The following is a 26,449-nucleotide window of genomic DNA, read 5'->3' as shown; positions in this document are numbered from 1 at the left end:
TTTACTTCCCCTCTGCTTCCAAACGTTCTTTTACTTGAACAACATCCTTATCTCCGCGTCCTGATAGACAAACGATAGTTGATTTATCTGGGCCAAGTTCTTTAGCCACTTTTTAAGTAAGGGCAACGGTATGACTTGACTCAAGCGCTGGGATAATCCCTTCCAAGCGTGACAAAAGCATAAATGCTTCAAGTGCTTCTTCATCCGTAATTGAACCATAGGTTGCACGACCGATATCTTGGAAGTGACAGTGTTCAGGACCAACCCCAGGGTAATCAAGACCTACTGAAATTGAGAAAGCTTCCATGATTTGTCCGTGACGGTCTTGGAGAACATTCATCAAAGCTCTATGCAAGATACCTGGACGACCTTTGGCAAAAGTTGCTGCATGTTCTTCCGTATCAAGTCCATGTCCTGCAGCTTCAGCACCATAAAGGGCAACAGATTCATCTTCAACAAATGGATAAAAAAGTCCAATTGCATCTGAGCCACCACCGAACGAAGTCCGAGAAACAGCATCTGGTAATTTTCCACCTGATATTTCTGCGTATTGTTTTTTTGCTTCTTTACCAATAACTGATTGAAAGTCACGCACGATTTCAGGAAATGGTGCAGGTCCAAGAGCTGACCCCATGATATAGTGAGTGTCTTCGATATTTGCTACCCACGCGCGAGGAGCAACACTAACAGCATCTTTCAAAACACGTGAACCATCTGTGACAGCATGTACTTTAGCACCGAGCAGATCCATACGAAAAACATTGAGAGCTTGACGTTTCACATCTTCTTCACCCATGTAAATGGTACATTCCATATCAAAAAGTGCAGCTGTTGTAGCTGTTGCCACACTGTGTTGACCAGCTCCAGTTTCGGCAATAATTTTCTTTTTACCCATGCGTTTTGCAAGGAGAACTTGCCCAAGGGCGTTGTTGATTTTGTGAGCACCAGTGTGGTTAAGGTCTTCACGTTTAAGGTAAATCTTAGCACCACCAATATGCTTAGTTAGGCGCTCTGCGTAATAAAGCGGTGTTTCACGTCCAACATAATTTTTAAGCAATTCATCAAGTTCAGCTTGAAAACTTGGGTCAGCTTTTGTTTTACGGTAATCTTTATCAAGTTCAATAACAGCCGTCATCAACGTTTCAGGGACAAACTGTCCACCGAATTTTTCATAAAATCCATTAATATCTGGTTGGTTATAGTATAGCTCATTTTTTCACACTTTCTGTCAATCTCATAATCTTCAATAAATCTTTTTTACCATCTGTCTCAACGCCAGAAGAAATATCAACAGCGTAGGGTCGAAAGAAAGTTATAGCTTGTCCGACATTATCGACAGTCAATCCACCGGCTAAAAAATATGGCTTTCTAATTTTAGTATCTTTTAGCAATTCCCAATCAAATGTCTTTCCGGAACCAGCTAGGGGGGCGTCAAATAATAGAAAATCTGCTTTAGTATGAATTTCTCCCAGTGTTTTTTGGACAGGAATGGCACGAATACTTGGAACTTCAATTTTTTCAAAGTTCTCATCCGCAAATTCTCCGTGAATTTGCACCAGATCAAGAGGTACTTTGGTAATGGCTTCTTGAAGCTCCAAGAGAGTCGGACTTACAAAAACACCCACTTTTTGGACAGTTTCTGAAATCAACTGAGCTAAATGGCTAGCTTGTTTTATGCCGACTTGACGTTTACTTTTGGCCAAGATGAAACCAATATAATCAGCTCCGCTTTCTACCGCTTGTTCAACAGCTTCTTTGCTTGAAAGTCCGCAAATTTTAATCTTTATCAATTTGCAACTCCTTCACTTTTTCAGCTACATTTTCAGCAGTCATCAAAGCTGTACCAACTAAAATGCCATTGAAAAATGGAGCAACGAGCTCAGCATCTTCTTTGGTAAAAATAGCTGACTCTGAAATATAAACAGGACCTTCCTTAAAATGCGTTGATAACTCCAAGCTTGTATTGATATCAGTCTCAAAGGTCACCAAGTTACGATTGTTAACGCCCATAATCTTAGCACCAATGCGATGAGCCACTTCCAACTCTGCTAAGTTATGTGTTTCAAGTAAAACTTCTAATCCTAATCCTGTTGCAAAATCATAAAGTTCTTTCAAATGTGTCTCAGAAAGAGCCACTACAATCAGTAAAATAACAGTCGCTCCTGCATTTCGGCTACGAATAATCTGTTTTTCATCGATAATAAAATCTTTTGCTAAGGTTGGAATTTTTACTTGATTTGAAATCTGACGAAGATAATCAATGTCCCCCTTGAAAAAGAAAGGGTCTGTCAAAACAGAAATCATCACAGCACTGCTATCTTGGTAAGTTTTGGCTTGCTTGACAATATCAACTTCGAGATTAATGTCACCAAGACTAGGACTGGCTTTTTTTACCTCAGCGATAATTTGTAGCTTATTCGCATTATTTTTAAGGTAATCGTAGAGTTTATAAGTCTCACGAAGAAGTTGTAAGGGTTCAAGCTCTAAAGAGTCTACTTCTCTACATGGAGTTTTAATTGTATTTTTTGTAAATTCTAGTCGCTGATTCACCAGCCTTTATCTCTTCTTTTTATGTTTTCCTCCCTTTTTAAACAAAAAATCCCCACACAGAAAAAAACTTCTGTGTGAGGACGTCTAATGATAACGCGGTGCCATCTCAATTCAACGGAAATACATACTCCGTCATCTCTATCTCCTCTAACAAGGAGCTGCACGATAAGGGGTGCCTACCTGAAAAATATTTCTTATCTTCAACAATATACCATCAGCCCAATTTCACAACCACCTGCTACTCGTTCACAGTAACCACGAGCTCCCTATAAGCAAATCCTTGCTACTTTCTGATCGGTCACCATTATGAACACCCGATTTTGACTTGTCAAGTGTTTTTATGAATTTTCTAAAAATTCAATATTTTTAATTGTTTTTGTTGATTTAATTGAAAAATCTCTAAGTTTTTCCTAGCTAAAATGCTAAGTCAAACTCAGAGATTTAGAATTTATTCAAGGGTTAAAGTGATTTCTTTTGTTTCAGGGGATAAGAGTCCTTCTAAATGGGTGATTAATCGAATCAACCAAGCAAAAGCAAGTAAGAAGGCACTCAACTCAAAAGCTGTTAAAGATAAGTAATGAATACCTTGAAAGGCGATTTCTAATCCAACCAACATACCACCAATGGCATAAGACATAATCAAGAAATCTCGCGTTACTTCTGGCAAAAGCCATTTAACACTGATAATTAAGGCAATGATAATCAAAACCAGATACCCTGCTACTCTGGTATGCAAAAGGTGTGAGCCAGCGTTATTCGGGAAAAAACCAACTGCTCCCAAATCAATCCCTAAGATGGTCAACATGATACGTATAGCTCTTAATTTCCAGTTTTTACCATATTTTTCACCTAAAGCTACAAATAGGTAATCCACCAAAGTAACTAATACCAAAGCTGATAAGATCAAGGTCAGATTAAATTGCCAACTTTCTCTTGCTGCTTGTGTTCCCAAAAAGCTTAGGTTGAAATGCCACCACTGCAAAGAACGGTTACTCGCCATTGCGACAAAGACACCACTGACCATAATTACTGTAAAAACGGACGTCAACCAAGTTGCTCTAATCATCTCTGCTATTTGTCCCCAAAAAAGACTGACCGCATAGATTGATGTACCTAAAATCAAACTCGAAGTTAACTTGTCAAAAGAAGCACCAGTGAAAATCTGCTCCAGCAGCCAACCAAAGCCGAGAAGAGCTAACAGTAAAATCACTGCAAACGCGGCAACAATAACAGGAAGCATGCGCCAAAAAACTCGCGCTTTGATGCCACCAAGAAAGACTGTCCGGTTGCGAATGAGCGTTGTTGTAAAAATGGTCATTCCAAGTATCCCACCAAAACCAATCAAGAAGGTAATAATAGAATAATCCCCAACCAACAAAATTTGATCCATCTTCTCAATAGAACTCACTGCATAAAATAAGACACATAAAATGACAGTTGATAAAATTAAAACCCAGCTTGATAAACGTCCTTGTTTTGGTTTTCCCTCTTTTTGAAGAACCAATTTATCATTGTATAATTCAGCTTTTAATTGCTGCCCTTTACTTAGATTTAACTGATCGACAACTGCCTGATCTAACACAATACTTAATTTTTTATTTTCCATACCTTCATTATATTACGCTAATGAGATCTTGTAAAACAGGAACTGTAAACAAAATGTCAAAAATCGGAATTTTTTTTAATTGAGGAAAATAAAAAAGAACCCATTTGACCGAGTTCTAATTTACTTTATAACCAACCTTTGTCTTTAGCAATTCTAGCCGCCTCAACACGATTATTGGCTGATAATTTATTAAAAATTGATGATGTGTAATTTCTCACCGCTCCATTTGAAAGATAAAGAGTATCAGCAATATCTTGATTCGATTTTCCAAGTAAAATACGCTTTTCTTGAGGACTCAACGGGTTATCCTGGCTTATCATAGATTCCATCAATTCCGGTGAATACTCTTTTTTTGCCTGCAAGTACTGTGTGGATTGTTGACATTAACTCAGAAGTTGAACGGTCTTTCAACACATAAGCATCAACACCTGCCTTTACTGCACGTTCAAAGTAACCAACTCGTTTAAAGGTAGTCACTATAATCACTTTCAAATCCTTATGCTCTCGAGTCCATTCTAAAACATCAAGTCCTGATTTTTTAGGCATTTCAACATCAAGAATCGCTACATCAATTGACTCGTTTTTGACTAGTTCAATAGCCTCTTCACCGTCTCCAGCCTGCAAAACTTCATCGACATCATCTTCCATAAGCAACAGCTGACACAAAGCATCTCGCAACATGGATTGATCTTCAGCAACTAATAATTTCATCCTAATTCTCCTTTAACCCCAGCTCAGCCTGAATAAGTGTAGGCTTTCTTGGCGATAGTATCTGAACATTTCCCTTTACCAAAAGCAATCGGTCACGGATTGATTTCAATTCATCTCCAAAAGTCTTTTCAAAGCCGACACCATTATCTTCTATTTCAACAACTATTTTACCTTCTTTTTCAAATAAACGTAGTTGGCACTGATTTGCTTAACTATGCTTGATAACATTATTACTTAGTTCTCGCAAAATCATGCAAAGTGTCGACTGCATCACGGGTGACATAGCCGATAAATTTAACTCATTTTGCAAATGATAATCAATATCAGTCATCGCAAAAAATTGTTCTAACTGTTCAATTTCTTCTTTCAAGTTTCTAAATTTGAGATTGTTAATGATATTTCTAACATCATGCATCGAAGAACGACTGGTTTGATTCAATTCTTCTAACTCTTTTCTGACTGGGTCATACTTTCCTTTTTCTAATTGTTTGAGAGCTAACTCTGTTTTTAAAGTCATGGCAGCAAAAACATATCCCAAAGTATCATGCAAATCACCGCCAATACGATTTCACTCATTTTCAGTTAGTAACAAATTAATGGTGCGATTCTTTTCCATGATAGCTTTTTCTTGTACTTCATCTTTTCGAGCATTCGTCCAATGGAATAAAATAGCATAATTAACAATAGGAACAAGAAAAATCATCACACGAGTCTTTATGTCCTCTGCCAAAGTCATTCCTACAAACATCATGAAAAACATGGATAAATCATAGGAAATAAAACGAAATGACCGATAATCATCTTGAAATCGAAAAACAAGCAAACTATTAAAATAAAAAGTAAACCACATCATCCCACCACCCATACAAAGTGTCATGTAAATGATGTATAACAACATAAAAAACCAGACAATATTGGTTAGGACATTTTTTCATAATTAACAAGAAATAAATAATCAATCAAAAAAGCAAGTGTTGTCCCTAGAGTCCAAATTGGATAACCAAAAAAGAAAACACCCAAAACAGGAAAAGCCAAAAAAGCTAATGGTAAATAAAATAAGGGATGAATTCTTTTAATTCTTTTGAACATCATTTAACCTCAGTATTATTTTTAATCATAAGTGCTAATGCTGCCACTATTATGGCATAGCCGAGCACGATAATCAAGGATTGCCAGTTTAATTGAGCATTCTTAGTAAAAGTTGTTACCAGCTGATTGACATGATAAGTTAGTGTTAGTTTCGAGATAGTTTGCAGCCATTCTGGAAAAATTTCAATTGGCATTCAAGAACCACCAAGAATCGCTAAACCAAGAAAAGCAATATTTCCCACAAGCGTCATTAATTGTTGGGATTTTAATTGTGAAATTAATAACCCAAATGCTAAAAACAAAAGACTTGATAACAGTAATAAAGCTGCTGACCCTAACCAACAATTAATCGGCATCATCACATCACAAAAAATCACACCACACGAAAATACCAGTAAAATAGATAATACGAAACACAATAAAACTCGACATGGAAAAAGCTGTCATCGTTAACATATAACTCGTAATATAAGATTGTTGCTCTTGGTTATTTGATGAAAATTCCATACCGGAAAAAAGTAAGAAAAAGAAAACTGGCAGCCCAATAAACAATACAAAAGTCATCCAAGTGCGTATCATTTTAATCCATTCAATTTTTAGTAAAGCAATCATTTTTCAATCTCCTCAATCTGTTCAAATAGTGTGTTTAATAGGCTATTATTTTGAATTTCAATATCAGAAATCTGGCAACCTTGCTCCTGTAAGTCCTGCCAGACATTATCAATCTCTTTGGTCATAAAAGTTACTGTGTCATTTTTCAATTCAATATTGTTAATATAAGATAATTTTTCCACAATTGGCAAAAATGTTTTTGGTAAGGTCAACTGTTTTTCGTGCTCAGCTTCTCGCATAGCAAATGGCGTGGTATCGCTAATCAGACGATCTTGATGTAAAACAAGAATCCGCTCTGCTGTATGCTCTAATTCTTCAATGTAGTGACTAGAGTAAATAATCGTCACCCCTTTGTCTTTCAAAGATTGAATAATTCGCCAAAAATGCTGACGTGTCGATGTATCCATACCAGCAGTTGGTTCATCTAAAAAAAGAATTTTCGGCTGAGCAATCAAACATAAGGTAAAAGCTAGCAGTCGTCTTTGACCACCAGATAATTTTTCTGTCAACTGATCTTTTTTGTATCTCGCTAAACTGTAAAATTCGATCAATATCTTGGTCATTCAAAGGGTTCTTACTAATCGTTTTGAAAAAATGAATCAGCTCTTTCACCTTTAATTTCTCTGGGAGCTGGTTTTCTTGTGGCAATACTGCTACCATTTCCCTTAACTGGTGATGACGTGGTGATAATCCTTTAACTAAAATTTCTCCCTTACTAGTCTTTAAATCTCCCAAAAGACATGATATCAATGTTGTTTTACCTACGCCATTTGATCCAATCAATGCAAGACAATCTCCCTCAACTACTTCAAAAGAAACATCCCTTAAAATTTCTTTTTACTTGATTATCTTTGAAATATTATTAACTGTAATCATCTTAACATCTCCATTTTTATCTTCATTCGATGATTTAATTTTAGAAAAATAACACAGATTTTTTTAGCTCATAATATCATGACAACACATGACTTTTGTCATGTTTTTTGAAAAGTTTTCAAATCACTTCTTTACGTATACAAAAAAAGATCGGGAAAACCCAACCTTTCATTATTTATGAAATTTTTGATAAATTGCTGAGTAAAGCCACAGAGCTAGAAGACCGCCTAAGGAGTTGGTCCATAAGTCATCAATTTCAAAGACTCGATTAGCATTATAAAGTAAATCGACAAGCAGCTGAGTTGTTTCAATTGTTAGGCTGATTCCAAAGGCTAACAGCCAAGCTCGCATCCACTGACGAAGTTTTGGAAAAATCCAAATCAATCCCAACATCAAAGGAAAGATAAGAAATATATTGGTGACATTTTGCGCAAATACCCAAAATACTTCAAAGACACTGTCTAGCTGACCGATACCAACCAAACTATTAAACGGCACCAAAAGCAAACGCAAACGTCCATAATAAATGATATTGGGTGTCTCAACCCCATCGATGTTAAAAGGTTGCGGACTAAAGCACAAGAAACAAAGGCAAAGGATGTAAATCCCCACCAAAGTTAGGGCTACTTTACGCCCTAAGCTTGTCAACTCAAGTTCTTCATCAAATAGCTCTCTCATATTACCTTCTTATTTTGCTTTAGCAGCTTTTTGGCGGTCACGTTTCATTGTATTTGAACGCAATTGGCCACAAGCGGCATCAATATCAGTTCCGTGTTCTTGACGAACGACACAGTTAACACCATTTTTCTTAAGAACATCGTAAAAGGCTGCAACGTGTTCTTTGCTTGAACGACAATATTGGTCGTGTTCAGAAACTGGGTTATATGGAATCAAGTTGATGTAAGACAATTTGCGAATTTTTTTCGTCAAATCAGCCAATTCTTGTGCGTTTTCTGGTGAGTCATTAACATCATTTAACATGATATACTCAAATGTCACACGACGATTAGTTGTTTCAACGTAGTATTCAATCGCAGCAAAGAGTTTTTCAAGTGGGAATGAACGGTTAATACGCATGATTTGTGAACGCAATTCATTGTTTGGCGCGTGAAGTGAAACAGCCAAGTTAACTTGCAAGCTTTCATGAGCAAATTCACGGATTTTGTGTGCCAAACCTGATGTTGAAATTGTGATGTGACGCGCACCGATAGCTAGACCATTGTCATTGTTAATCGTACGAACAAAGCGAAGCACGTTATCGTAGTTATCAAATGGTTCACCAATCCCCATAACAACGACGTGACTCACGCGCTCATCTTGACCACGTTCATCAAAGTATTTTTGTACCATCATGATTTGTGAAGTGATCTCACCACTTGTCAAATCACGTTGTTTTTTAATCAAACCGCTAGCACAGAATGAGCAACCAATGTTACAACCGACTTGTGATGTTACACAGACAGACAAACCATAATGTTGGCGCATCAAAACTGTTTCAATCAGCATGCCATCAGGCAATTCAAACAAGTATTTGACGGTACCATCTGATGCTTCTTGGACGACACGTTGTTTTAATGGGTTAACGCAGAAATTTTCATTTAAAATAGCGATAAAATCTTTTGAGATGTTTGTCATTTCTTCAAAAGATTGGACACGTTTACGGTAAAGCCAATCCCAAATTTGTGTTGCACGGAATTTCTTTTCACCGTGTTCGATTGCCCATTCGATAAGTTCATCGCGTGTTAAACCGTAAATAGAGGGCTTCATGTCCTTAGTTTCTGTTTGCATTCTGTAAATTTATTTCCTTCCTATTTCTCTTTGCGGCGAATAACAAATTGTTTTTGCCGATTAAATTTCTTTTTGCTGTTCATGTTTTTGATGACGGTCTGAACGACCTTTGTTTTCTTTACGTTTTTGGCTGGTAAAATGTTGATTTCCTGAACGGTCAGATTTTTTCTTACCAGACGAACGTTTTTGTGATTTATGATGTCTTGTTTGTTTTTCTTCTTCAGACTTCACAGGACGCGGCTCTTTATTTTCAAGAACAAAATAAGCACAGCCAAAGTTACAATACTCTTTGAGGTAATCATCTAAACGTGAAATACGATTAGCCTTTTTAACGTCGCGGTCATCTTTGTAAAAACCTTTTAGACGTAGCTGTTCATTTCCAAAATCTCCGACGATGTAGTCATATTTAAGCAAAATCTCTGAAAATCGTTGACTAAACACAGTTGCGTTAAAAGCATCTTTTTCATTGGCTAAAATCAACAACTCGATATCGTCGCTTTTGACACGATCAGAAACTGCCACAAATTGTGGACCAGGAAATTTATTGTAATTGTACATTTCAGGAGAGATATCTTTTCTCATCGGTCTCCTCTCTTCATCCATCGTAAAACTTATTCTTTATGTCTGAGGTAGCCTTCTACCAGTTCTCGAAGCAATTCAGGAAAAAGCAGCTCAGCTTGATGTGATTTAATGCTTTCAAAATAACGAGCAAAATAATATTGATCAACCAAGACTAGACTGACAGTTTCCTTTTCATTCGTAACCTTTTCATTATACACTATTTTTCCGTTTTTGTAAGCAAATCCACTCGTTAAAACGGTCCCAAATTCCTTACCGCGAAATCCCATTCCACGGATTTGTTGTCTTGCTAACAATTCAGCTTGTGAATAAACATCCTGACAAATTTCGGCTAACTCTTGTGTCGTTAGCTCTAACCTCGCTAATCGCATTTGATGCGGAAGCGAATGGTGCAAGGTATCTTTAGTAATGTCCTTAGTAAAAGGCTCTACAACCAAACCAGAATTTATCATGGCAATATCTGCCTTGGCATAATCTTTCATGGCATCCATAACCAATCGACAAGACTCATCTAAACTCAAATCCTCATCAAATTGCATCACCATTTCTTGCCCTAAGAGCTTACGACCACCTGAAACGATTTTTTCAATCCATTCTTTATCACCTGGTTTACTTGCCATATGACTAGTTTCATGAGCGTGGATTGTGATATCAATCATTTCATGATTGTCAAGGCTGAGATTAATTTCACCGACAAACTGACCGTATTTTCCTGCAGCTGCCATGTAAGTGCCATTAAGATATGCCCCATCCTCAAAGATATGATGCGTATGTGCCCCAATAATCAAATCGATTTCGGGACACAGAGCAGTAATTTTTTTATCCCAAGGAAGTCCCAAATGACTTAGCAGAATTCTAAAATCTGCCTCCTGCACTTCCTTAACGGCAAGGTCTCTTTTTAAACACTCTAAAGGGTCAAGTACCTTCCAACCACCTGGTTTATAAGTCAGATAATAGGGAAAAGTATAAGCTAAAAAAGCAATCTTAGTGCCTGCTTTCGTTTCATAAATCTTATAAGGCTCAGCCCAAGCTGGACGACCATTGTCATCTTCAAGATTACCTAAAATAACATCAAAGTCAGCCTCTTGATAAACCTCATTTAACCAATGTTTTGCCAGACCAATTCCTTCATTATTACCAATAGTCGCAAGGTCGATCTTAAGCTCGTTTAAAAATTGAACATTACATTTTCCCTTACTGATATCTGTCATCGGATGCCAGCGGTCAATATTATCCCCAATATCAAGGCGAATAACTTCATTTGTCTCAGGATATTCTTGAAAAAAACGTTTGATTTTTGGATAGTTTTCAAAATGAGAATGCCAATCATTCAGATGTAAAATCGTTAGCTTTTCTATCATAGCAATATTATAGCATTTTCCATCACAATAGTGATATTTCAGTGCCTTTACAAATCTATTATCAACCAAAAAAGCTAGATAAAAAATCTAGCTTTTTTCAATACTCAGTGACTATTTCGCTGTTCTTTTGCCAAGGAGAGACGCTTAACAAACATATAAGCAATTCCTTGGAGCATCCATAAGGAAGCATAACAAAGTACCCAAGCTGAGAAAGTCAGCCACTTCATGCCTAAGGTCTGATAAACACCATGACCATTTACAGATCTAATAAAAATTAACAAACTAACATCTAAAAAGATAAACAAGGCTGCAATATTAAAGCCAATCACCAAACGTTTCTGCCAGTTTGTCATATACTCCTCCAATCTATTAGTATTCCACCTCTTCATTTTAAACCATTGTAAACAATAAAGCTTAAGAAAAAGTTAACTGATATAGTAAAAAACATCTCTTTTAGCTAGTCTAAAAGAGATGCTTCTTGTATTAATTTGTACTTCTTAGGTAATCAATCGCTTCTTGGACATTCTTGACAGGGACAATTTTCATGTCTGTATCAAGGCCTTTAGCAGCTTCTTTGGCTTCTTCGTAATTTGTCTTAGCATCAGGATTTTTTTTCAATGTTTCTTTATCGACTGGATTATTTGGAATAAAGAAAATATCTGCACCAGATTTGGCAGCTGAGACAACTTTTAAGCCTGCTCCGCCGATATCACCAACAGAACCATCTGATTCAATGGTACCAGTACCAGCAATTTTACGACCTTTACGAAGGTCTTCGTTATTAACTTGATCATAAATATCAAGGGTGAACATCAAGCCTGCACTAGGTCCACCAACACCACTGGTATCAAAAGTCACATCGACATCAGATGACACCTTGGTATGATCGACTAAACCAATGCCGATACCATTTTTACCATTTGGCAATTCAATGATTTTACCAGAAACCTCTTTTGTTTTACCATTTGAAATTTCTTGAATAGTGACTTTAGAGCCAAGATCCAAGTCTGCTACATAAGCCATCAATTCTTGTGAACTCTTGAACGTTTTTCCATTTACACCAGTAACCGTATCAGCTAGATGTAAAAGTCCTTTAAAGGTTGAATTTTTGGTTACATTTAGGACATAAACACCCTGATAATCAAGCTTAACATCTTTTCCTGCTAGGGTTAAAGCTTGGTAAGTCGCTGTATTTTGTGAAGTTTCCATGTAGTATTGATTAATACGCATGTAATCTTCATTACTGTAGCCCCCTGTTGTTGCGGCAGCCGTTGAAATCTCCGTATGCGGTGTTAACCAAGCATAAACCAGCTGAGCAAGCGTCGCTTGATTCACCGTCACCGCTACAAAGTTATAAGAGCCTTCATCTTTATCTGTTTTGTTATTAACAGTCAAAACACTACGAACATCATAAGCACCGCCAGGCATTTCAACATAATAGTCGAGGGGATAAAATAAACTAAAGATAAGAAATACAGTTCCCACTACTCCTAGTATCCACCATTTAAAGCGGTATAAAATACGACCTAACTTTTTCAAAATCCCTTTAAATGCGTTTAAGATTGTCATATTTTTCCTCCACTTTTTTCACAACGCTTTCTGGAACAAAGGCCGAAATATCCGAATGAAAATGCATCAATTCGCGAATACGACTAGATGAGACATAAAGCCACTCTGGTGAAGTTAACAAGAAGACACTTTCGATATCACTTGCCAGATAGCGATTATAAAAAGCAAGATCAGCCTCATAATCCAAATCCTTAGCATTGCGAATTCCACGTACCAAATAGCCAACATTCAATTCTTTAGCTACATCAACTGCCAAAGAATCATGTGCTGTCACAACCTTTACATTTGGAAAAGCTTTAACTGCTTCTTCTAACATAGCTTTTCTTTCAGCAATCGTAAAAAGCCCTGTTTTATTTTTATTGTAAAAAATTCCCACGTAAAGTGTCTCAAATAACTGACTCGCACGCGCTATAATATCAAGATGTCCATTTGTCACGGGGTCAAAAGATCCCGTCACCATACCAATTTTTGTCATATTGCCTCCATCAAGGATATCATGACATTTACTATCTAATGTAAACCGTCACCTTACTAATTCCGTATGTTTTTTGTTTCCAGATGCCAAAATTTGAAATTTCTTCTGGCAAATCCACAGCTTTATCCGTTTCACATACAATCATCACATCTTCAGACAAAAGCCCAGCTTCTTCCATGTCAGTGATATTTTTAACAATTTCCTCTTTCGCATATGGTGGATCCAACAAAACCAAATCAAATGACCCATTGACCATGCCAAGTGCTTTATTAGCATCCATTTTCATCAAATGGAATTGCTGTTCAGATTTCGTCATTTTGATATTTTCTGTGATAATAGCTTGCGCCTTACGGTTGCGTTCAACCATGACCGCTTCATCCATCCCACGTGAGATAGCTTCAATAGCAAGGCTACCGCTACCAGAAAACAAATCCAAAACACGCCCACCATCAAAGAATGGGCCAATCATATTAAAAATAGCGCCCTTAACCTTATCAGTTGTCGGACGAGTAATTTTTCCATCGAGCGTCTTCAACGGACGCCCACCAAATTTTCCTGCTACAACTCTCATAAGAACCATTATAACAAAATTAACCTAAAATGCCTTAAAAAATTATTGATAAGGTTTACATTAAAAATAAGATTTGATATGATGAATAGGATAATTTAAATTATCAAAGTTTTTAGGATAAAGGAGTTATGATGGATTTTAAAACATTCTTTAAAGACAAGAAAAATCTTGCCATTACCATTTTATCGGTATTATTGATTGCTAGTTTTTCTAGTCAAGGTAACCAAAGTCAAGAATTATCCCAAGCAGAGGATAAGATTGAACAGCTTAGCCAGGATGTCAAACAAGCCAAATCAGACTTAAAAGATAGCCAAGATGAACTGGCTGATTTTAAAGAAAAAAATGCTGATTATATCGAAGTTGGCAAAAAAGAAGTTCAAAAGACTAAAGAGATTGAAAACAGTGCAGAAACTGCCGTAAAAAGTCTCGAAAAAGACCAAACGCAGGCTAATCTTGATTTAGCAACAAGTAAAGTTGACGCTGTTACAGACGCTGACAAAAAAGAGAAATTTCAAAAGCGTATCGCAACTGTCAAAACAGCCATTGAAGCTAAAAAAGAAAAAGAACTAGAAGATAAAGCAGAAACTGCGGTTAAAAACCTTGAAAATAACCAATCGCGTGATAACATTGATGACGCTAAAAATAAAGTTAATGCGGTAAATAATTCAACTAAAAAGGAAGCTTTCAACAACCGTATCAACGCTGTTGTTTCAGCTATCGAAGCCAAAGAAGCCGAAGCTTCTAAACAAGCTCAAGAACAAGCCGCTGCCGAAGCTGCTGCTCAACAGGCACAGCAACAACAAAACCAAGCAGCTGCCCAACCAGTAGATACCACAACAGTTTACATTACAAGAACTGGTAGCCACTACCACCTCAATCCAAATTGCCGTGGCTTAAATCGCTCAAAAAGCACTACACCAGTTAGCTTATCAGAAGCACAGGCCTTAGGCTTAACACTCTGTGGTTTTGAATAATAGATTATTTTAAGTCGTTAGAGATTGCTCTAGCGGTTTTTTTATAGTATTTTTACGCAAACATTTTTTGATTAATTTTTCCTTAAAAAGAGATTTACAGAATTATTCCAAAATGGTATTCTTTTAGTGTAAAAATTTTATCATTCAAAGTTTTTTCAGGAGGAATCAAACATGAAGAAGAAAATAAAACTCGCCATATTATTAATGGCAACTGCCCTCATCGGAGTCTCTCAAGACCAAGGACTTTTAACAACATCAGTCGAAAACAATCATGTTGTTTTAGCGGATACTAAGTCTAAAAGTAAAACCACCAAAAAAGAAGATAAAGCTACTAAAGCAGCAAAAAAAGCTGTTAAACAACTTGAAAAGGACCAGACCCAAGAAAATCTTGATTTAGCTACCAAAAAAGTTAAAGCCGTAAAAAATAAGAAAGTCAAAAACCAGCTTAAAAAACGTATCGCAACTGTCAAGACTGCGATAGAAACACAAAAACAAGAAGAGACAGCTCAGGCAGCGGCTGAAACTGCTGTTGCAAACTTAGAAGCTAATCAAACTCGTGAAAATGTTGACGATGCTAAAAATAAAGTTGATGCGGTAACAGACACAGCTAAAAAAGGTGATTTTAACAATCGTATTAACGCCGTTGTTTCAGCTATTGAGACTAAAGAAGCCGAAGAAGCGGCTCAAGCTGAAGAAGCAAGAAAAGCCGAAGAGGCTAGACAGGCTCAAGAACAAGCTGCAGCCGAAGAAGCTGCACGCCAAGCACAAGAACAGGCAGCGGCTCAACAGGTACAACAACAAGCTGCTAGTGGATACTCTAGAGATGCTCGTGGCAGATGGCATCGTCCAAATGGACAATACGCTTCAAAAGCTGAAATTGCTGCAGCAGGTCTTCCTTGGTAAGCAATCTAATTTAAATAATTTTACAAAAGTTGTTAGAAAATCGCTCTAACAACTTTTTCTATTCCCAAAATCAAAAAGCCGACTAGTTATCCTAGCCGACTTTTCTTAGTCCTTAAAATAAGATTTCTTCTACTTAAAGAATATTTTCGTAAGTGTCACGAACTTCTTTCGGCCAAACACTTGATTGAACTTCTCCGATATGTTTCTTACGGAGCAAGAACATTGCCATACGAGATTGACCGATACCACCACCGATAGTAAGTGGGAAGAGACCATTAAGAAGAGCTTTATGCCATTCTAATTGCAAACGATCTTCATCGCCAGTAATTTTAACTTGACGTTTAAGAGCTTCTTCGTCAACACGAATACCCATCGAAGACAATTCAAATGCAGAACCCAAAGCTTCATTCCAAACAATGATATCACCATTAAGACCGTGGTAACCATTTTCAGATTCAGAAGTCCAGTCATCGTAGTCAGGTGCACGACCATCATGACGTTGACCATCTGGCAAAATACCACCAATACCGATAAGGAAAATTGCTCCAAATTCTTTAGCAGCAGCATTTTCACGTTCTTTCGGTGTCAAATCTGGATAACGTTCTACCAATTCTTCTGTGTGAATGAAAGTGATTTTCTTAGGTAAAACAGCATCAATATCAAAACGTGCTTCTACTGCTAATTCTGTCAAACGAATAGCTTTGTAAACTTGTTCAACCGTTTCTTTTAAATACTCGATGTTACGACGACCATTTGGAATAACTTTTTCCCAATCCCATTGGTCAACATAAATAGAGTGAATTGGATCTAATTCTTCTTCGTCTGGTCGGAGAGCTTTCATGTGTACGAAAAGCCCCTCTCCTTCATTGAAGCCAAAACGTGCTAAGGTATGACGTTTCCACTTAGCAAGTGAATGAACAACTTCATATTCAGCATCAGGAATACGTTTTACGTGCACTGATACAGGATTTTCAATACCATTCAAATTATCTTGCATACCATCCCCGACCTGACTAAGAATAGGGCCTTGCACTTCAACAATGCCAAGTTTATCAATCAAATATTGAGTAAAAGTATTCTTGACAAAAGAAATCTCCTGCTGTTGATGAATAAAGCTTTTCTTCATATGCTCCTCCTTAAAAAATTTTTTTAAATTTGAAATACCAAAATAATAATGAATAACGGTGAGGTTTATTTTGTATTTCGTGATCGCTTTACAATGATAGAGCTATTATACACCTAAGCTTTTAAAAAATAAATACTTTTTTGAAAATTTCTACAATATTTTTTAAATTTATGTCAGAAAACCTTACATATGTTTGGGATAAGTCAATCATATCAAGGAATTTCAGCTATTTTTACCAAAAAAATACAAGAAAAAAGACCTGAAAAAGTTGTGTGTGCAATCTTCTTCAAAGTCTTTTTATATTGTTAAAATGATTCTTTTTTAATAACTGTTATAATTTTCAAAAGTTTTCTAAAAAAGAATTTTCAGACCAAATATTATTCTTTATCATTCGTTTTGCGTAGTAAAACCAAGAAAATGATAGATAAGATGATTACCGCTAAACCAACGAATAAATAATTAAATTCGTAGTCAGGGCGCAATATGATTGTAAAAATAGTTATTCCAAGAGGCATAAAGAGCACCGCTATTGTAAAGACAATTCCCAAAACACGCCTCAAATAATCGCATAAATTAACCATGTATTATCACTGATAAATGACAAGGCTATACAAGCTAGACCACTTAAAAAATCGCTCAAAATGATGATTTTCTTTCAACGAAAACGGTCAGCAATCACACCACCAAAAAGATTAAAAAGGACTCCCATAATGTTTTCAAGTGCTTGATATACCCCAACTAACACCATTGAATTCATATTCAAACTAGCTAAAAACGAATTGTTAACATAATCAAATAAAACATCTCCAATTTTTGAAATGGCGCTACTTGAAACAAGCAAACTAGTATTTTTTGCAATATTCTTTCAATTTTTTAAATAGAACACAAAAAATCTTGCACTTTCGCACAAGATTTTACGATTTTATGTTCGAATCAATCAAGGTAATTAATTCTTTTGTCATACGGCGTGGTCCACGAATGTTAGTGACACCACATTTTTTCAGCACAGCGATTGGAAATTGGCTATCCGAAAAAGTTTGCAATAGCTCAATTTTCATTAGTTTTTTAATTGATTTTTCTTCTCGATAACCGCTATTTGGAATGTCGGATTCTAAGACACGGCAAAGGTAGCGAAGGGCGCATGTTGGCGCCGTAATATAAATGACAACATAATCACCCACTTTAATACTGGCTTTTTGTGTCCAATTAATAATCGAATTTGCAGCAAATTCCGCATCGATATCGTAATATTTCAGATTGGCAGGGATAATCCAATAATCAGGCCCAGATAAGCTCCCAAGACTTTTCCCTGCAACTAAAGCTCTGCTATTTTCCACCAAAGAAAAAAGCAAATCATCCGAAACCGTCTCGTCCAGCACTAGCGATACCCACGATTTCTTGCTCATATGGTAAGACGGGTAAATGCCTCTTATTTCAAGCAATTGGGGCAAGTCTTTGGGGTTAACTTTGATATTGATAATCTCGATTTTCTGTTCCAATGCCTCTTTTGACCACGTTTCATCGCCCAAATCTAACTTTCCACGCGCAACCGTCATAATCAACGCATACCACTTATGATTCAGCGGGTAACGGTAAGACGAAAACTCAGGATATTTTTCAAAAGGATGGTCATATATGTCGCCATATGTCGCTTGCAAGTAGTGTGCGAGACGAAAGGTCAGCCCAGCTTGTTGTGTGATATAGCGACATTCCTTCGAGGTGTACTGACTCCCCCGGTCACTATGGATAATTGGTGTAGCACCTGGATTGAGTTCTAAAGCCTTCTTAATCGTCTTTATAACCAGTGGATTGTCATTTTTATGGCCAATCTCATAAGCGATGATAGAGCCATCATACAAGTCTTTGATAACGCTAAGGTAGGCTTTAGCACTTAGTGCATATTGAAGGTAAGTCACATCCGTGCACCATTTCTGATTGGGAGCTGTTGTGGTGAAATCACGATTAAGGATATTGTCTTCGTAAAATCTTCCTCCACCTTTGGTACAAGACTGTCTCACACGGCGAATAACAGAACGGATACCTAGTATTTTCATCAATCGACGAATACGTTTCTTGTTATAATTTGTGCCAAGCTGGCGGTTGATAAAGTTTGTCATACGGCGATAGCCTAGAATGCCATTGTAGTTCCTATGGAATTCCTTGATTTTCTTCATGAGCTTCTTATTCTCTGTCTCAGAAACTGTTTCTATGTGATTATGCCATTTATAGTAACCAGACCGTGACACCTTTAAGAGCTGACATAAGGTTTGAATGGGGATATCTGGTTTTTTATCATGATAGTCTTTGATGACTTGAAAGTCTTCTAAATGCTTACCTAACCTCACCGACGGTTGCGCCGTTTGACCTCTTCTAACTTTTTTAGCAGGTCAACCTCAATTTCTAGGAGACGATTACGCTCTTCCAATTGTTTAATCTTGAGTTGAAGTTGTTCAGCTTCGGTAAGATTGGGTTTACTCTCTAACGCTTTTCCACGTCTATCAAGTAGACCTTGAGAACCATCTTTTTCAAACTTACGCACCCAAGAATAAACCTGTTGGTAAGAAACACCAAACTTCTCAATAGCTGCTTGATAGTCTTTCCCATGTGCGATAGTATAGTTGACAATCTCTACACGCTCTTCAAATGTTGTCTGTCTTCCTTGCTTCATACGGCTATATCCTTTACTAGTAGCTTTTAAACCTTCACCACTATTATAGCGTTTTATCCATTTTTCAAGAACCGAATGAGCCGAAATATCATACTTTTGACAAATATCAGTAAGGGAACCTTTCCTATAAAGATAGTCTAGAACAGCTTGTTCCTTGACTTCTTTGGAATAGCTATTCCAAGTTCGACTTTCCTTTAGACCAACCACACCATCTTTTTCATACTTCATTTTCCAAGAGTTGATAGCTGACTCACTTACTCCGTACAGCTTACTGAGTTGGGAGACTGATTTCTCATGATTAAGTAATCGTTGAACAATCTCTAATTTCTCTTCTACAGATTTTGGACTTCTTTTGGACATATGAAAACTCCCCTTATAGTTTCTAGTGAATTTTTGTTTTTTCACTGTCTACTATATGGGGAGTATATCATTTCTTAACTTCCTTTTCTTTTTAAATAAGACGGTACTTTTGCAAAAGTTTTTCAATATCGGTACCTTCTGTCTTACGAAGGGCTTGTTTCAGGATAAATTTTTCCACGAAATTTAAATCCATATCAGTGATAGTTTTGCCATCACGCAGTGCAACTGTCGCATGAAGCAAGTCACGCACATCATAGGTGCTTCCCCAAACTTCTGGCACACCTCGGTCGATATCCAAGAGCGTGTAAACAGCTTCCATACCTGTCCGAATAGAATATTCGGTGGTAAAGATGGTATCACGCTGTGTTTCGGCGAATTGTCCTAAAAAGGCAAAGTTAACCGCACCATCTGGCACAACATTTGGACGATCTCCTTTTTCACGTGGCATAAAAAAGGCTGTTATGTAAGGCATCATACAAGGAACAGTTTTGGCACTGTGACGCGATAAATTATCAATTTCTGATACGGGCACTCCCATATGATAAAGCCATTCGGCACAAATTTCCTGACCAGTGCAATCGCGCATTGGTTTTTTGATATAGTCACCTTCCTTATCAGAAAATAACCCATAAACCCAAACCACTAATTCATTTTTAGCTTGGTTTCTAAATTGTGGTTGGCGGTTAACCGTCCAGCTCATCAGCCAACTTGAATCCTTAACAGTGACAATTCCGCCTGTAACAACCTTGCCTGAAAACGGATCGCGCTTACAAATTTTTTGAATATAAGATGGAATCTTATCATCGATCGTCGTTACTGTGGCACTCATCCAATTAGATTGCTCGGGATCATAGCAGAATTTGTCTGGATGACCAAAGCTAGCATCTTGTGCCGCAATCTTCCGCCACATATCCCAACCGCCACCTGGACGAATCGCCTTGTTAAAGCTAGCAGGCTTATCTTGGCTACCATAACTTGAATTTTCAACACAGCCGCCATTGGTGATAAAGACCAAATCATTTTCAGTCAGGTCAATGCTGTCTTCTTCCCCCTCACGAATAACTTCAATCTTTTTAGCGACTTTCTTATCTTTTTGACAGTCAAAGAGGACATTGACCACTTTAGTATTGTAATGGAAAACAACGCCAAAAGATTCCAGATACTTGACCATCGGCAAAATCATAGATTCGTATTGATTGTAACGGGTAAAACGCAGAGCTGTGAAATCAGGCAAACCACTGATATGATGGATAAAGCGCTTGATATAAAGCTTCATTTCCAAAGCAGAATGCCAATTTTCAAAAGCAAACATGGTTCGCCAATAAAGCCAGAAATTGGAATCAAAAACCTCATCATCAAAAACTTCATTGATTCGTTTGTTATAAAGATCTTCATCAGGTGTAAAGAAGAGTTTCATAATTTCCATAGCTGCCTTGTCAGACAAGCCAAACTTCTTATCTGTATGAGCATCTTGACCTTGTTTTTCAGTCGCGCGGCAGAGCGAGTAGTTAGGGTCTGCTTTATTGAGCCAATAATATTCATCCAAGACACTGACGCCGTCAGTTTCAATGGAAGGAATTGATCGGAAAAGATCCCACATGCATTCAAAATGATTGTCCATCTCACGGCCGCCACGCATGACATAGCCAATATCACTGTATTGATAACCATCACAGGCCCCGCCAGGAATCGGATCCTTTTCTAAGATATGAACTTGCTTACCAAGCATTTGCCCATCACGAACAAGAAAGCATGCTGCTGAAAGAGCAGCTAAGCCAGAACCTATGATATAGGCCGATTTGTGATCAACACCAGCTGGCTTTTGAGGACGAGCAAAAGCTTCATAATTACCACTAGAATAATACATTTTGAATACCTCTCATCTTTTTTACTTATCTCTATTGTAAAAGCCTCCCCACCTAAGAACAATAAACAAAAAAGCTTAAATGATAATTTTTTTATCATTTAAGCATATTTGATAAAAAGCAGAGCTATCTCCCTTTAGTATCATAATGTTGCAGAGCAGCCACAATATTACCATGCACCAAAATTGCCAGACGATTGACCAAGTCTTGAGGGTCTTCTCTCATGTCCTTTTTAATCCAATCCAACATGAGCCCGACTAGGGCATACTTGTAAAAGTCTGCTATAAAGTCCTTATCTTCAGTGCTGACGCGTAAACTAACTGCCTTTTCCTCAACCACATCAATCATGAGCTGATAGGTCAACTGATAGAGATAGGTTTCAATCTGCTCCCGACTCACCGAATGGTAAACATTAAGGATAAAAGGCTTATTTTCCCTGACTGCTTTAAAAATATCCAGCAGCCCTTCCTCCCAGCTATCATAATGCCTATTTTCACCAAGAGCCTTTTGCGCATCTTCCTCACAAGACCACTCTACTAAATCATAAATGTCCTTGAAGTGATAATAAAAAGTCATCCGACTAATCCCACAGTCATCCGTAAGATCCTGAATCGTAATCTTAGGCAGAGGCTTTTGTAGCAACAAGTGCTTCAAAGACGCTTCCAAAGCTTTTTTCGTTATTTGTGCCATAGTTTCCTCTTTCAATACTTTTATTATACCAAAAATTAAATAAAGCACCCACTGAAATAGCAGGGCTGAAAAGTTTGAGAAAGGAAACACTCATTTTGACTGATAGAGGTTCTCCCTACTCACCAAAACATCAATACAGGCAAATACTTCCGCATCAATTCAAATGATGACCTTTGTCACGGTAACAGTCACTAAAACCATGACTTGAAGACATAATAAAATGAACTAACTGATATTGTCAGCTAGTTCAGGAGATTTTGACGATATCTCGGGTCTAACTTAAAAAGGGGGCACAATCTGCGCTTATATTAAACAAGACCATCTTTTTACCCCAACTTCTCCATCTCTTTAATCCTTTCCACTGTTGCGTCGTATTTGGCTTGGTAGTCAACTTGTTTGTCACGTTCTTTTTGGACAACTTCTGGTTTAGCGTTAGCGACGAATTTTTCGTTACCAAGTTTGCGAGTAACCATGTCCAATTCTTTTTGCCATTTAGCAAGTTCTTTGTCAAGACGTGCCAATTCTTCTTCAACGTTAAGAAGGTCAGCAAGTGGCAAGAAGATTTCAGCACCAGTGATAACGCTAGACATTGCCAATTCTGGAGCTTCGATATCAGAAGAAATTTCAAGTTTTTCAGGGTTTGTGAAACGTTTGATATAGTTCACATTGCTGTTGAAGAAGTCTTCCAATTCTTTGTCGCTTGTTTTCACAAGAAGTGTGATTGGTTTGCTTGGTGCAACGTTCACTTCGCTACGTGCGTTACGAACGGCACGGATAAGGTCTTTAAGACTTTCAACACCTTTGTGCGCAGCTTCATTTTCAAATACTGGGTTAACAGTTGGGTATTCAGCTGTTACGATTGAAGCTTCAGAAATTTGTTCAAAGATTTCTTCAGTTACGAATGGCATGATTGGGTGAAGCAAACGAAGGAGTTTATCAAGTGTGTAAAGAAGAACTGAACGAGTGATAACTTTTTCGTCTTCATTGTCGCTGTAAAGAACTTCTTTAGTCAACTCAACGTACCAGTCAGCAAATTCATCCCAGATGAAATTGTAAAGGATGTGACCAGCTACACCAAATTCAAATTTATCAAAGTTTTCAGTGACTTTTCCGATTGTTTCATTCAAGTTATGAAGGATCCAACGGTCAGTAACGTTACCAGCTGTACCAGCAGCAACTTTTTCAACGTTGGCGCTAGCTTGTTCCAGTGTAAGATTTTCATTGTTCATCAAAATGTAACGAGAAATGTTCCAAATTTTGTTAATGAAATTCCAAGCAGCATCCATTTTTTCGTAAGAGAAACGAACGTCTTGGCCTGGTGCAGAACCATTTGACAAGAACCAACGAAGGGCGTCAGCACCGTATTTTTCGATAACGTCCATTGGGTCAATACCGTTACCAAGTGATTTAGACATTTTACGTCCTTGTTCGTCACGGATAAGACCGTGGATAAGCACGTTTTCAAATGGACGGCGTCCTGTGAATTCCAATGATTGGAAAATCATACGTGATACCCAGAAGAAGATGATATCATAACCAGTTACCAATGTTGAAGTTGGGAAGTAACGTTTGAAGTCTTCTGCTTCTGTGTCAGGCCACCCCATTGTTGAGAATGGCCATAGCGCTGAACTGAACCAAGTATCAAGAACGTCTTCGTCTTGAGTCCATCCGTCACCTTCTGGAGCTTCTTCACCGACGTACATTTCACCTTCAGCATTGTACCATGCTGGGATTTGGTGACCCCACCATAATTGACGAGAAATAACCCAATCGTGAACATTTTCCATCCATTGAAGGAAAGTATCGTTGAAACGTGGTGGATAGAATTTCACTTCGTCATCAGTGTCTTGGTTAGCAATGGCATTTTTAGCCAATTGGTCCATTTTAACGAACCATTGTGTTGACAAACGTGGTTCAACTGGCACACCAGTACGTTCTGAGTGACCAACGCTGTGAACCATTTTTTCGATTTCAACAAGCGCACCGATTTCTTCCAATTTTTTAACGACAGCTTTACGTGCTTCAAAACGATCCATACCAGCAAATTCACCAGCAAGTTCGTTCATTGTACCATCGTCGTTCATAACGTTGATTTGTGGCAAATTGTGACGTTGACCAACTAGGAAGTCGTTAGGGTCATGTGCAGGAGTAATTTTAACCACACCAGTACCGAATTCTGGGTCAGCGTGTTCGTCACCAACGATTGGAATAGCTTTGTTAACTATTGGAAGGATAACATTTTTGCCAATCAAATCTTTGTAACGGTCATCATTTGGGTTAACCGCAACGGCAACGTCACCAAACATTGTTTCAGGACGAGTTGTTGCCACTTCAAGGCTACGTGAACCATCTTCCAATATGTAGTTCATGTGGTAGAATGCACCTTCGACATCTTTGTGGATAACTTCGATATCAGAAAGAGCTGTACGAGCTTTTGGATCCCAGTTGATGATAAATTCACCACGGTAAATCCAACCTTTTTTGTAAAGTTGAACAAAGACTTTACGAACTGCTTTTGACAAACCTTCGTCAAGGGTGAAACGTTCACGTGAGTAATCTACAGAGATACCCATTTTACCCCATTGTTGTTTGATTGTTGATGCGTATTCATTTTTCCATTCCCAAACTTTATCAAGAAATTTTTCGCGACCAAGGTCGTAACGTGAAATACCATCTTCAGCAAGACGTGCTTCAACTTTTGCTTGAGTTGCAATACCAGCGTGGTCCATACCTGGCAACCACAAAGTATCGAAACCTTGCATACGTTTTTGACGGATGATAATATCTTGCAAAGTTGTGTCCCAAGCGTGACCAAGGTGAAGTTTACCTGTAACGTTTGGTGGTGGAATAACGATAGAATACGGATGTGCTTTCTTATCGCCAGAAGGCTTGAAAACATCTTCGTCTAACCATTTTTGATAACGACCAGCTTCAACTTCAGCTGGGTTATATTTTGGTGAAAGTTCTTTTGACATAATGTGTCTCCTAAATTTATATTATTCTTTATTAACTATTTTTACAATTCCAATTTCACTAAGATGTACATAAATTGCATCAATATCTGCTAATCCCAGTAAAGGTCTTGTTGTGATGTTAGCTGGATCGTACTTTAAATTGTATTTTGTTCTTTCAACTATACAGTATTTTCTATGTACTAATCCAAAATTTTCAAGTGAAAGTTTTAAATTCATTAAATTACGATGGTGTATATTCAAAAGAAATTTATTATATTCACCATATAAAATTGTAATTGCCTTCATATAAGATTTAACCAACTCAACTGCGTCAATATCATTTCTTGCCTCTATTTCAGCACGCATTTTTTTCCAATTAAAACTAGAATTTAATAAATAATCTTTTTCAATCAAAAGACTAATGATTACTTTTTCGTCATCGACGTAATCTTGTTTCTTATGAAGTGCAGAGATTGGAATTCCAACATGTTGTGAAAAATTTCTAAGATTGTAGCAAAATCGATAAGCAAAACTATTGTCATATTGTTGACTAGTAAGTTTATGAAATTTTTCAAATTCTTGCTTATGTTTTATTTTTATCTGATTTTCAGCAAAATCAATAAATAATTTTCCACTAGAAAGTAGATGCATCATGAAACGATTTACATCAAATTCATCAATTTTCTTCTCTTTCTCCTCCAACTCAGAACTTAATTTCAAAAAATCAAAAACATCCGAAATGAATATTTTATACATCACTTTAAGCTTGTTAAATTCTTGTTGAATATCAGAAATTTGATTAGAAATTTCGATTAACTGTTCCCTATTTGAAAACTCACCGATAATTAAATTATTTTGACCAGAAATCATCTCATATCGGCCTAAATCTTCAATAACGTCGCTATCCTTCAAGTGAGGATATTTTTCATCGATTTCTTTTATTTGCTCTTCTGTTAAAATAGAATTTTCTATAATTTTCTCTCCTCCTGCTCACTTTTTAACAATCCATAACGCAGTAAATCGCAACGTTTTCCTTGTGCGTCTTTGCGGTCGCGGATACATGATTCTAGAGTGAAACCAAGCTTTTCAGCAATACGCTGGCTGGCTTGTTGTAACTATAAA

18 protein-coding genes and 9 pseudogenes are annotated in these 26,449 nt (G+C 37.3%); 2 read left to right on the top strand and 25 right to left on the bottom strand.

Annotated elements, in window-relative coordinates; translation table 11 throughout:
* Window position 1: 1 nt before the first annotated feature.
* The 16 genes and pseudogenes from trpB to rsmD all read right to left on the bottom strand — a co-directional run bounded on the left by trpB (window position 2) and on the right by rsmD (window position 13,787).
* A pseudogene (gene trpB, locus DQN23_RS02505) lies at window positions 2–1,135 on the bottom strand (tryptophan synthase subunit beta).
* Window positions 1,136–1,208: 73 nt separating this feature from the next.
* Window positions 1,209–1,790: a phosphoribosylanthranilate isomerase gene (locus tag DQN23_RS02500; protein WP_058833199.1), complete on the bottom strand. Its 582-nt coding sequence runs from the start codon at window positions 1,788–1,790 to the stop codon at window positions 1,209–1,211.
* Window positions 1,777–2,517: an indole-3-glycerol phosphate synthase TrpC gene (gene trpC / locus DQN23_RS02495; RefSeq protein ID WP_058833333.1), complete on the bottom strand. Its 741-nt coding sequence runs from the start codon at window positions 2,515–2,517 to the stop codon at window positions 1,777–1,779. Before trpC ends, DQN23_RS02500 begins: the two co-directional genes overlap by 14 nt.
* Window positions 2,518–2,998: 481 nt before the next feature.
* Complete coding sequence (locus DQN23_RS02490) at window positions 2,999–4,156, bottom strand: hypothetical protein (protein WP_020916355.1); 1,158 nt, start codon at window positions 4,154–4,156, stop codon at window positions 2,999–3,001.
* 125 nt (window positions 4,157–4,281) lie between these two features.
* Window positions 4,282–4,867: pseudogene (locus DQN23_RS02485) on the bottom strand (response regulator).
* A gap of 1 nt (window position 4,868) precedes the next feature.
* A pseudogene (locus DQN23_RS02480) lies at window positions 4,869–5,959 on the bottom strand (sensor histidine kinase).
* Window positions 5,956–6,568: pseudogene (locus DQN23_RS02475) on the bottom strand (ABC transporter permease). The pseudogenes DQN23_RS02480 and DQN23_RS02475 overlap by 4 nt, the downstream one beginning before the upstream one ends.
* Window positions 6,565–7,399 (bottom strand): annotated as a pseudogene (locus DQN23_RS02470) (ABC transporter ATP-binding protein). The pseudogenes DQN23_RS02475 and DQN23_RS02470 overlap by 4 nt, the downstream one beginning before the upstream one ends.
* Window positions 7,400–7,615: 216 nt before the next feature.
* Window positions 7,616–8,122, bottom strand: a complete 507-nt coding sequence (locus DQN23_RS02465) for a VanZ family protein (protein ID WP_020916349.1) — start codon at window positions 8,120–8,122, stop codon at window positions 7,616–7,618.
* A gap of 9 nt (window positions 8,123–8,131) precedes the next feature.
* Window positions 8,132–9,232, bottom strand: a complete 1,101-nt coding sequence (gene rlmN / locus DQN23_RS02460; RefSeq protein WP_020916348.1) for a 23S rRNA (adenine(2503)-C(2))-methyltransferase RlmN — start codon at window positions 9,230–9,232, stop codon at window positions 8,132–8,134.
* 20 nt (window positions 9,233–9,252) lie between these two features.
* Window positions 9,253–9,814, bottom strand: a pseudogene (locus DQN23_RS02455) (YutD family protein).
* A 29-nt stretch (window positions 9,815–9,843) separates the two neighbouring features.
* Window positions 9,844–11,172: a bifunctional metallophosphatase/5'-nucleotidase gene (locus tag DQN23_RS02450; RefSeq protein WP_043894980.1), complete on the bottom strand. Its 1,329-nt coding sequence runs from the start codon at window positions 11,170–11,172 to the stop codon at window positions 9,844–9,846.
* A gap of 104 nt (window positions 11,173–11,276) precedes the next feature.
* Window positions 11,277–11,525 (bottom strand): DUF3923 family protein, encoded by a 249-nt coding sequence (locus DQN23_RS02445; RefSeq protein ID WP_043894978.1) that lies wholly within the window; start codon window positions 11,523–11,525, stop codon window positions 11,277–11,279.
* A 130-nt stretch (window positions 11,526–11,655) separates the two neighbouring features.
* Window positions 11,656–12,741, bottom strand: coding sequence for a SepM family pheromone-processing serine protease (locus tag DQN23_RS02440; protein WP_020916344.1), 1,086 nt, complete (start codon window positions 12,739–12,741; stop codon window positions 11,656–11,658).
* Window positions 12,719–13,216 (bottom strand): pantetheine-phosphate adenylyltransferase, encoded by a 498-nt coding sequence (gene coaD / locus DQN23_RS02435; RefSeq protein ID WP_058833202.1) that lies wholly within the window; start codon window positions 13,214–13,216, stop codon window positions 12,719–12,721. The genes DQN23_RS02440 and coaD overlap by 23 nt, the downstream gene beginning before the upstream one ends.
* A 31-nt stretch (window positions 13,217–13,247) precedes the next feature.
* Window positions 13,248–13,787, bottom strand: coding sequence for a 16S rRNA (guanine(966)-N(2))-methyltransferase RsmD (rsmD, locus tag DQN23_RS02430; protein ID WP_058814365.1), 540 nt, complete (start codon window positions 13,785–13,787; stop codon window positions 13,248–13,250).
* A gap of 131 nt (window positions 13,788–13,918) precedes the next feature.
* Between rsmD and DQN23_RS02425 the strand changes: the two genes are divergently transcribed.
* Together DQN23_RS02425 and DQN23_RS02420 are read left to right on the top strand one after the other, a co-directional pair.
* The gene (locus tag DQN23_RS02425; RefSeq protein WP_111712658.1) at window positions 13,919–14,761 is read left to right on the top strand and encodes a V-type ATP synthase subunit I domain-containing protein; all 843 of its coding nucleotides are present in this window, start codon (window positions 13,919–13,921) and stop codon (window positions 14,759–14,761) included.
* Window positions 14,762–14,932: 171 nt separating this feature from the next.
* The gene (locus DQN23_RS02420; protein ID WP_111712657.1) at window positions 14,933–15,664 is read left to right on the top strand and encodes a hypothetical protein; all 732 of its coding nucleotides are present in this window, start codon (window positions 14,933–14,935) and stop codon (window positions 15,662–15,664) included.
* 133 nt (window positions 15,665–15,797) lie between these two features.
* On the opposite strand, the gene asnA is transcribed toward DQN23_RS02420, so the two are convergent.
* The 9 genes and pseudogenes from asnA to DQN23_RS09180 form a co-directional block, all read right to left on the bottom strand.
* Window positions 15,798–16,790 (bottom strand): aspartate--ammonia ligase, encoded by a 993-nt coding sequence (asnA, locus tag DQN23_RS02415; protein ID WP_058813699.1) that lies wholly within the window; start codon window positions 16,788–16,790, stop codon window positions 15,798–15,800.
* Between the two features lie 559 nt (window positions 16,791–17,349).
* A pseudogene (locus DQN23_RS09055) lies at window positions 17,350–17,649 on the bottom strand (MFS transporter); the annotation flags it as partial.
* A gap of 55 nt (window positions 17,650–17,704) precedes the next feature.
* Window positions 17,705–18,448: an MmcQ/YjbR family DNA-binding protein gene (locus DQN23_RS09190; RefSeq protein ID WP_228380524.1), complete on the bottom strand. Its 744-nt coding sequence runs from the start codon at window positions 18,446–18,448 to the stop codon at window positions 17,705–17,707.
* An 18-nt stretch (window positions 18,449–18,466) separates the two neighbouring features.
* Window positions 18,467–19,818 (bottom strand): annotated as a pseudogene (locus DQN23_RS09185) (IS3 family transposase); the annotation flags it as partial.
* Between the two features lie 91 nt (window positions 19,819–19,909).
* Entirely contained in the window at window positions 19,910–21,685 is a 1,776-nt protein-coding gene (locus DQN23_RS02395; protein ID WP_058813696.1) for an oleate hydratase, read from the bottom strand.
* Window positions 21,686–21,809: 124 nt separating this feature from the next.
* Window positions 21,810–22,373: a TetR/AcrR family transcriptional regulator gene (locus tag DQN23_RS02390; protein ID WP_058813695.1), complete on the bottom strand. Its 564-nt coding sequence runs from the start codon at window positions 22,371–22,373 to the stop codon at window positions 21,810–21,812.
* A gap of 326 nt (window positions 22,374–22,699) precedes the next feature.
* A complete protein-coding gene (locus DQN23_RS02385) occupies window positions 22,700–25,348 on the bottom strand; it encodes a valine--tRNA ligase (RefSeq protein ID WP_111712654.1) in 2,649 nt (882 codons plus the stop codon).
* Window positions 25,349–25,369: 21 nt separating this feature from the next.
* A complete protein-coding gene (locus tag DQN23_RS02380; RefSeq protein ID WP_233422888.1) occupies window positions 25,370–26,197 on the bottom strand; it encodes a ribosome-binding factor A in 828 nt (275 codons plus the stop codon).
* A 98-nt stretch (window positions 26,198–26,295) separates the two neighbouring features.
* A pseudogene (locus DQN23_RS09180) lies at window positions 26,296–26,430 on the bottom strand (GNAT family N-acetyltransferase); the annotation flags it as partial.
* Between the last annotated feature and the right edge of the window lie 19 nt (window positions 26,431–26,449).

It is taken from the genome of Streptococcus lutetiensis, from assembly GCF_900475675.1.
Taxonomy (GTDB): Bacteria; Bacillota; Bacilli; order Lactobacillales; family Streptococcaceae; genus Streptococcus; species Streptococcus lutetiensis.
The sequence above is the reverse complement of the archived record's forward strand: the minus strand, read 5'-3'. Positions and strand labels throughout refer to the sequence as shown.

Coding starts and splice junctions, on each gene's coding strand:
- DQN23_RS02490 (WP_020916355.1), bottom strand. CDS start 4,156: ATGGAAAATAAAAAATTAAGTATTGTGTTAGATCAGGCAGTTGTCGAT.
- DQN23_RS02465 (WP_020916349.1), bottom strand. CDS start 8,122: ATGAGAGAGCTATTTGATGAAGAACTTGAGTTGACAAGCTTAGGGCGT.
- rlmN (WP_020916348.1), bottom strand. CDS start 9,232: ATGCAAACAGAAACTAAGGACATGAAGCCCTCTATTTACGGTTTAACA.
- DQN23_RS02450 (WP_043894980.1), bottom strand. CDS start 11,172: ATGATAGAAAAGCTAACGATTTTACATCTGAATGATTGGCATTCTCAT.
- DQN23_RS02445 (WP_043894978.1), bottom strand. CDS start 11,525: ATGACAAACTGGCAGAAACGTTTGGTGATTGGCTTTAATATTGCAGCC.
- DQN23_RS02440 (WP_020916344.1), bottom strand. CDS start 12,741: ATGACAATCTTAAACGCATTTAAAGGGATTTTGAAAAAGTTAGGTCGT.
- coaD (WP_058833202.1), bottom strand. CDS start 13,216: ATGACAAAAATTGGTATGGTGACGGGATCTTTTGACCCCGTGACAAAT.
- rsmD (WP_058814365.1), bottom strand. CDS start 13,787: ATGAGAGTTGTAGCAGGAAAATTTGGTGGGCGTCCGTTGAAGACGCTC.
- DQN23_RS02425 (WP_111712658.1), top strand. CDS start 13,919: ATGGATTTTAAAACATTCTTTAAAGACAAGAAAAATCTTGCCATTACC.
- DQN23_RS02420 (WP_111712657.1), top strand. CDS start 14,933: ATGAAGAAGAAAATAAAACTCGCCATATTATTAATGGCAACTGCCCTC.
- asnA (WP_058813699.1), bottom strand. CDS start 16,790: ATGAAGAAAAGCTTTATTCATCAACAGCAGGAGATTTCTTTTGTCAAG.
- DQN23_RS02395 (WP_058813696.1), bottom strand. CDS start 21,685: ATGTATTATTCTAGTGGTAATTATGAAGCTTTTGCTCGTCCTCAAAAG.
- DQN23_RS02390 (WP_058813695.1), bottom strand. CDS start 22,373: ATGGCACAAATAACGAAAAAAGCTTTGGAAGCGTCTTTGAAGCACTTG.
- DQN23_RS02385 (WP_111712654.1), bottom strand. CDS start 25,348: ATGTCAAAAGAACTTTCACCAAAATATAACCCAGCTGAAGTTGAAGCT.
- DQN23_RS02380 (WP_233422888.1), bottom strand. CDS start 26,197: ATGATTTCTGGTCAAAATAATTTAATTATCGGTGAGTTTTCAAATAGG.